The sequence below is a fragment of the Mycobacterium sp. E1747 genome, from assembly GCF_001667775.1.
In the GTDB taxonomy this organism is placed as follows: Bacteria; Actinomycetota; Actinomycetes; order Mycobacteriales; family Mycobacteriaceae; genus Mycobacterium.
This window is the reverse complement of sequence record NZ_LZJI01000240.1, coordinates 1-5332: the sequence shown is the minus strand read 5'-3', so window position 1 is coordinate 5332 and position 5332 is coordinate 1. Positions and strand designations below refer to the sequence as shown.

Genomic DNA, 5332 nt, shown 5'->3' with positions numbered 1-5332 from the left:
CGCCACCGCAACCGCCAAGCCCGCCTGGCCGCCCAACCGGCGCCGCCCGGCCCCGCACCCCCCGACGACGAACCTCCACCCTTCTAGTCGCGGGGGCGGGGGACGACATTAGCGGCGCGGGTCGCGCTGATCCTCGACGCGGCGGCGCGCGACGGTGCGGGTCGGGGATCCAGACTCGACCCGCACGCCTGCAACGGTTGACCGGCCGGAGCAAATCGCCTGGCCAGGACCGCCGTGGCGGCCGATGTGCCATGATGTCGGAGCTGTCAAGACGCAAGGGAGCGGCCGTGGATCTCAACTTGTCGATTGTCACGCGACCGGTCGAGCGCCTGATTGCTACGGCGCAGAACGGGCTGGAGGTTGTCCGGCTGGGGGGCTTGGAAACAGGTAGCGTCCCATCGCCGTCGCAAATCGTCGAGAGCGTACCGATGTACAAGCTGCGGCGTTACTTCCCGCCGGACAGCCGGCGCGAGAAGCCGCGGGTGGGTCCGCCGGTGCTGATGGTGCACCCGATGATGATGTCGGCGAACATGTGGGACGTCACGCGCGAGGAGGGCGCGGTGGGCATCCTGCACGCCAACGGGCTGGATCCCTGGGTGATCGACTTCGGCGAGCCCGACAAGGTGGAAGGCGGCATGCGCCGCACCCTGGCCGACCACATCGTCGCGCTCAGTCAGGCCATCGACACCGTCAAGCACGTCACCGGCAGCGACATCCACCTGGTCGGCTACTCGCAGGGCGGCATGTGGTGCTATCAGGTCGCCGCCTACCGGCGGTCGAAGAGCCTGGCCAGCATCGTCACCTTCGGTTCGCCGGTCGATACCCTGGCCGCCCTGCCGATGGGAATCCCGCCAAACTTCGCCGCGCCCGCCGCCAACTTCATGGCGGACCACGTCTTCAGCCGGCTGGCCATCCCCAGTTGGATGGCGCGCACCGGTTTTCAGTTGCTCGACCCGCTCAAGACCGCCAAGGCACGCGTCGACTTCGTGCGCCAGCTGCACGACCGCGAGGCGCTGCTGCCACGCGAACAGCAGCGCCGGTTCCTCGAGCGCGAAGGGTGGATCGCCTGGTCGGGCCCGGCGATCTCCGAACTGCTCAAGCAATTCATCGCCCACAATCGGATGATGACCGGCGGCTTCGCCGTCAACGGCCAGATGGTCACGCTCACCGACATCACCTGCCCGGTGCTGGCCTTCGTCGGCGAGGTGGACGACATCGGGCAGCCCGCCTCGGTGCGCGGCATCCGGCGGGCGGCGCCGGACGCCGAAGTCTACGAATCCACCATCCGCACAGGCCATTTCGGCTTGGTGGTGGGATCGAAAGCGGCGCAACAGAGTTGGCCGACCGTCGCGGAGTGGGTGAAGTGGCTGTCCGCCGGCGGCGACAAGCCGGCGGGCATCGACCTGATGGCCGACCAGCCCGCGGAGCACACCGACAGCGGCGTCGCGCTGAGCTCCCGGATCACCCACGGCCTCGGCGAGGTGTCCGAGGCGGCGCTGGGCATGGTCCGCGGCGCGGCCAACACGGTGGTCGCGGCCAACAAGTCGATGCGCACCCTGGCTGTCGAAACGGCCCGCACGCTGCCGCGCCTGGTCCGCCTGGGGCAGATGAACGACCACACCCGCATTTCGCTGGGCCGGATCATCGACGAGCAGGCGCACGACGCCCCCCAGGGCGAATTCCTGCTTTTCGACGGGCGGGTGCACACCTACGAGGCCGTCAACCGGCGCATCAACAACGTCGTCCGGGGCCTTATCGAGGTCGGCGTCCGGCAGGGTGACCGGGTGGGCGTCCTGATGGAGACGCGACCCAGCGCGCTGGTGGCCATCGCCGCGCTGTCCCGCCTCGGCGCGATCGGGGTCGTGATGCGACCGGATGCCGACCTGGCCGCCTCGGTCCGGCTCGGCGGCGTGACCGAGCTGCTGACCGACCCCACCAATCTCGAGGCGGTGCTGGCGGCGGACCGCCAGGGCCTCCGGCAGGTGCTGGTACTCGGCGGCGGCGAGGCACGCGATCTGCACCTGCCCGACGACAGCGATGTCATCGACATGGAGCAGATCGACCCGGACGCCGTCCAACTGCCCGGGTGGTACCGCCCCAACCCGGGACTGGCCCGCGACCTCGCTTTCATCGCGTTCAGTGCGGCCGGTGGCGAACTGGTGGCCAAGCAGATCACCAACTACCGCTGGGCGGTGTCGGCCTTCGGGACCGCGTCGACGGCCGCCCTGGACCGCCGCGACACCGTCTACTGCCTGACCCCGCTGCACCACGAGTCGGCGCTGCTGGTGAGCCTGGGCGGGGCGGTGGTCGGCGGCACCCGCATCGCGTTGTCCCGCGGCCTGCACCGCGACCGGTTCGTCCAAGAGGTGCGGCAGTACGGCGTCACGGTGGTGTCCTACACCTGGGCCATGCTGCGCGAGATCGTCGACGACCCCGCGTTCGTGCTGCATGGCAACCACCCGGTCCGGCTGTTCATCGGGTCCGGCATGCCGACCGGCCTGTGGGAAAGGGTCGTCGACGCGTTCGCGCCCGCTCACGTCGTCGAATTCTTCGCCACCACCGACGGGCAGGCGGTGCTGGCCAACGTGTCCGGCGCGAAGCAAGGCAGCAAGGGTCGTCCACTGCCCGGTGCCGGGCGCATCGAGCTGGCCGCCTACGACGCCGAGCACGACCTGATCCTGGAGAACGAGCGTGGCTTCGTCCAGGTCGCCGAGCCGAAACAGGTTGGGGTGCTGCTCGCCGCTTCCAAGGGCCCGATCGATCCGACGGCGTCGGTCAAACGAGGGGTTTTCGCCGCCGGCGACACCTGGATCTCCACCGAGTACCTGTTCTACCGCGACGACGACGGCGACTACTGGCTGGCCGGCAGGCGCGGCTCGGTGGTCCACACCGCGCGCGGCCTGGTGTTCGACGAGCCGGTCAACAACGTGCTGGGCTGCGTCAACGGTGTCGACCTGGCGGTGACCTACAACGTGCGGGTGGGCGACCGAGATGTCGCGATCTCGGCGGTGACGCTGCTGCCCGGCGCGAGTATCACCGCGGCCGACCTGACGGACGCCGTCGCCAAGATTCCGATCGGGGTGGGGCCCGACATCGTCCAGGTCTGCCCGGAGATGACATTGAGCGCGACCTACCGTCCGACCGTCAGCGCGCTGCGCGCGGCGGGAATTCCCAAGCCGGGTCGCCAGGTGTGGTACTTCGACGCCGAGGGCCAGCACTTCCGAAAGCTGACCCCCGCCATACGATCCGAACTGAAGGGGTCCGCCGATGGTTGACGATTCGCTGCTGAGCATCCTGGTGTGCCCGGCCGACCGGGGCCCGCTGTTGCTCGTGGACTCAGCCGAGGGGGAACTGCTGTACAACCCCCGGCTGCGGCGCGCCTACCGGATCGAGGACGGCATCCCGGTGTTGCTCGTCGATGAGGCTCGCGATGTCGACGACGACGAGCACGCGCGGCTCATGGCGCAAGGCCGTCCGGCAGGTCCCCGGTGAGGTAACGCTGCAGGTTCGGCGCGATGGTCGAAGCGACCTGCTCGGCCGGCAACGAGGCGAACGGCTCCAGCTTCAGGATGTAGCGCGCCATCACCACGCCGATCAGTTGCGACGCGACGAATTGGACACGGATGTGTCCGCTGCCGGGTGGATTGTCAACGCGCGGGCCGACTTCCACCGTGATTACATCCTGGATGAAGGTGCGGAACAGGTTGACCTCCGAGCCGGCGATGATCGACCGCAGGGCCGCGACGAACGCGGCACCGACCTCGGAGTCCCACAGCGGCAACAACATCGACGGGAGCGTGTGGCCGAGTTCGTCGACGGGTACCTCGCGCAGCTTACCGATCACCTCCATCGGATCGATCGGGATGTGCACGGCGGCGGCGAAGAGTTTTTCCTTGGTGCCGAAGTAATGGTGCACCAGCGCGGAATCGACGCCCGCTGCCGCCGCCACCGCGCGGATCGAGGTGTTGCCGATCCCGTTGGCGGCGAACAGTTCTCGTGCGCTGGCCAGGATGCGGTCACGGGTGCCGGAACCGCCGGCCGGCCGCCCGGGCCGCCTGCGACCCGCGCTTGCGATCGCCACTAGGAGCCTCCGTGGCGACCCGCCGCGCCCGGCTTCGCCGCGCTTGCGATCGCCACTAGGCGGTCCGCCGCCGCAGCGTCGCGGCGGCCAGGCACAGCGCAGCGAGCGCGAAACCCAGCACGACGACGATGTCGCGCACCGCGACGTAGGTCAGCTGCGGGTGTGCGCCCACCTGCTGTAGCGCCTCCAGCGCGTAGCTGGCCGGCATCACGTTGCTGACCCACTGCAGCCAGTGCGGCATCAGGGCCCGCGGCACGATGATGCCGGCCAGCAGGAGTTGTGGCACCATCACCAGCGGGATGAACTGCACGGCTTGAAACTCGGTGCGCGCGAAGGCGCTACACAACAGGCCCAGGCCCACGCCGAGGACGGCGTTGACGATCGCGATCACGAACACCCACGCGGGGCTGCCCGCGGTGTCGAACCCGAGCAACCAGAACGACACGATGCATGCCAGCACCGCCTGCGCCGCGGCGGCCACCGAGAAGGCGGTGCCGTAGGCGATCAGCAGGTCGAACCGGCGCAGGGGAGTGGTCAGGATGCGCTCCAACGTCCCGGAGGCCCGCTCACGCTGCATCGTGATCGCCGTGATGATGAACATGACGAACAGCGGGAACAGGCCCAGCAGGATCAGGCAGGCGTTGTTGAACGGCGCCGGCGTGCCGGGGCGGTGCGGCGCGTTCTGAAACATGTAGTACATCAACGTGATCACCAAGATCGGCACGAACAGGATCATCGCGACGCTGCGGTGGTCGGCCGCCAGTTGGCGCAGGATCCGCGTCGTGGTGGCGGTGTAGCCCTTGAGCCCTAGCCGGCCTGGCGCATGGTGCTGCGCTTGATGATGGACAGAAACGCGTCCTCCAGTGACGGGCATCCGGTGTCCTCTCGTAGTTGGGCCGGGGTGGTGTGGGCAAGCAGGTGACCGTCGCGCATCAACAGCAGGTCGCCACAGTGGTCGGCCTCGTCCATGACATGGCTGGAGACCAGCAGCGTGGTCCCGCCGCGGGCGAGGTCGGCGAACTGCTCCCAGAGATCCGCGCGCAACACCGGGTCCAGGCCGACGGTGGGCTCGTCGAGCACGAGCAGATCGGGCCGGCAGACCAGCGCGCAGGCCAGCGACACCCGGGTGCGCTGGCCGCCGGAAAGGTTGCCGCAGAACGCGGTCCGGTGGTCGGCCAGCCCGACCCGCTCGATAGCGGCGTCGGCGGCGTGGTGCTCGAAACCGTACAGCGTGGCGAAGTAGCGGACGTT

General features: G+C 69.1%; 5 protein-coding genes. 2 read left to right on the top strand and 3 right to left on the bottom strand.

The window, feature by feature from the left end:
* Positions 1–287 precede the first annotated feature (287 nt).
* Positions 288–3275 (top strand): acyl-CoA synthetase, encoded by a 2988-nt coding sequence (locus A5695_RS25490; RefSeq protein WP_068089152.1) that lies wholly within the window; start codon positions 288–290, stop codon positions 3273–3275.
* The gene (locus A5695_RS25485; RefSeq protein WP_068089149.1) at positions 3268–3492 is read left to right on the top strand and encodes a Trm112 family protein; all 225 of its coding nucleotides are present in this window, start codon (positions 3268–3270) and stop codon (positions 3490–3492) included. The genes A5695_RS25490 and A5695_RS25485 overlap by 8 nt, the downstream gene beginning before the upstream one ends.
* Here A5695_RS25485 and A5695_RS25480 read toward each other — a convergent pair.
* The 3 genes from A5695_RS25480 to A5695_RS25470 all read right to left on the bottom strand — a co-directional run.
* Positions 3458–4081 carry a TetR/AcrR family transcriptional regulator gene (locus A5695_RS25480; RefSeq protein WP_156749850.1) on the bottom strand — a complete coding sequence of 208 codons (624 nt, stop codon included), beginning with the start codon at positions 4079–4081 and terminating at the stop codon, positions 3458–3460. The genes A5695_RS25485 and A5695_RS25480 overlap by 35 nt on opposite strands.
* 55 nt (positions 4082–4136) lie before the next feature.
* Complete coding sequence (locus tag A5695_RS25475) at positions 4137–4955, bottom strand: ABC transporter permease (RefSeq protein WP_156749849.1); 819 nt, start codon at positions 4953–4955, stop codon at positions 4137–4139.
* Positions 4889–5332, bottom strand: a 444-nt coding sequence (locus tag A5695_RS25470; RefSeq protein WP_156749848.1) for an ATP-binding cassette domain-containing protein, incomplete at its 5' end; no start/stop codon positions are given. The genes A5695_RS25475 and A5695_RS25470, both read right to left, overlap by 67 nt.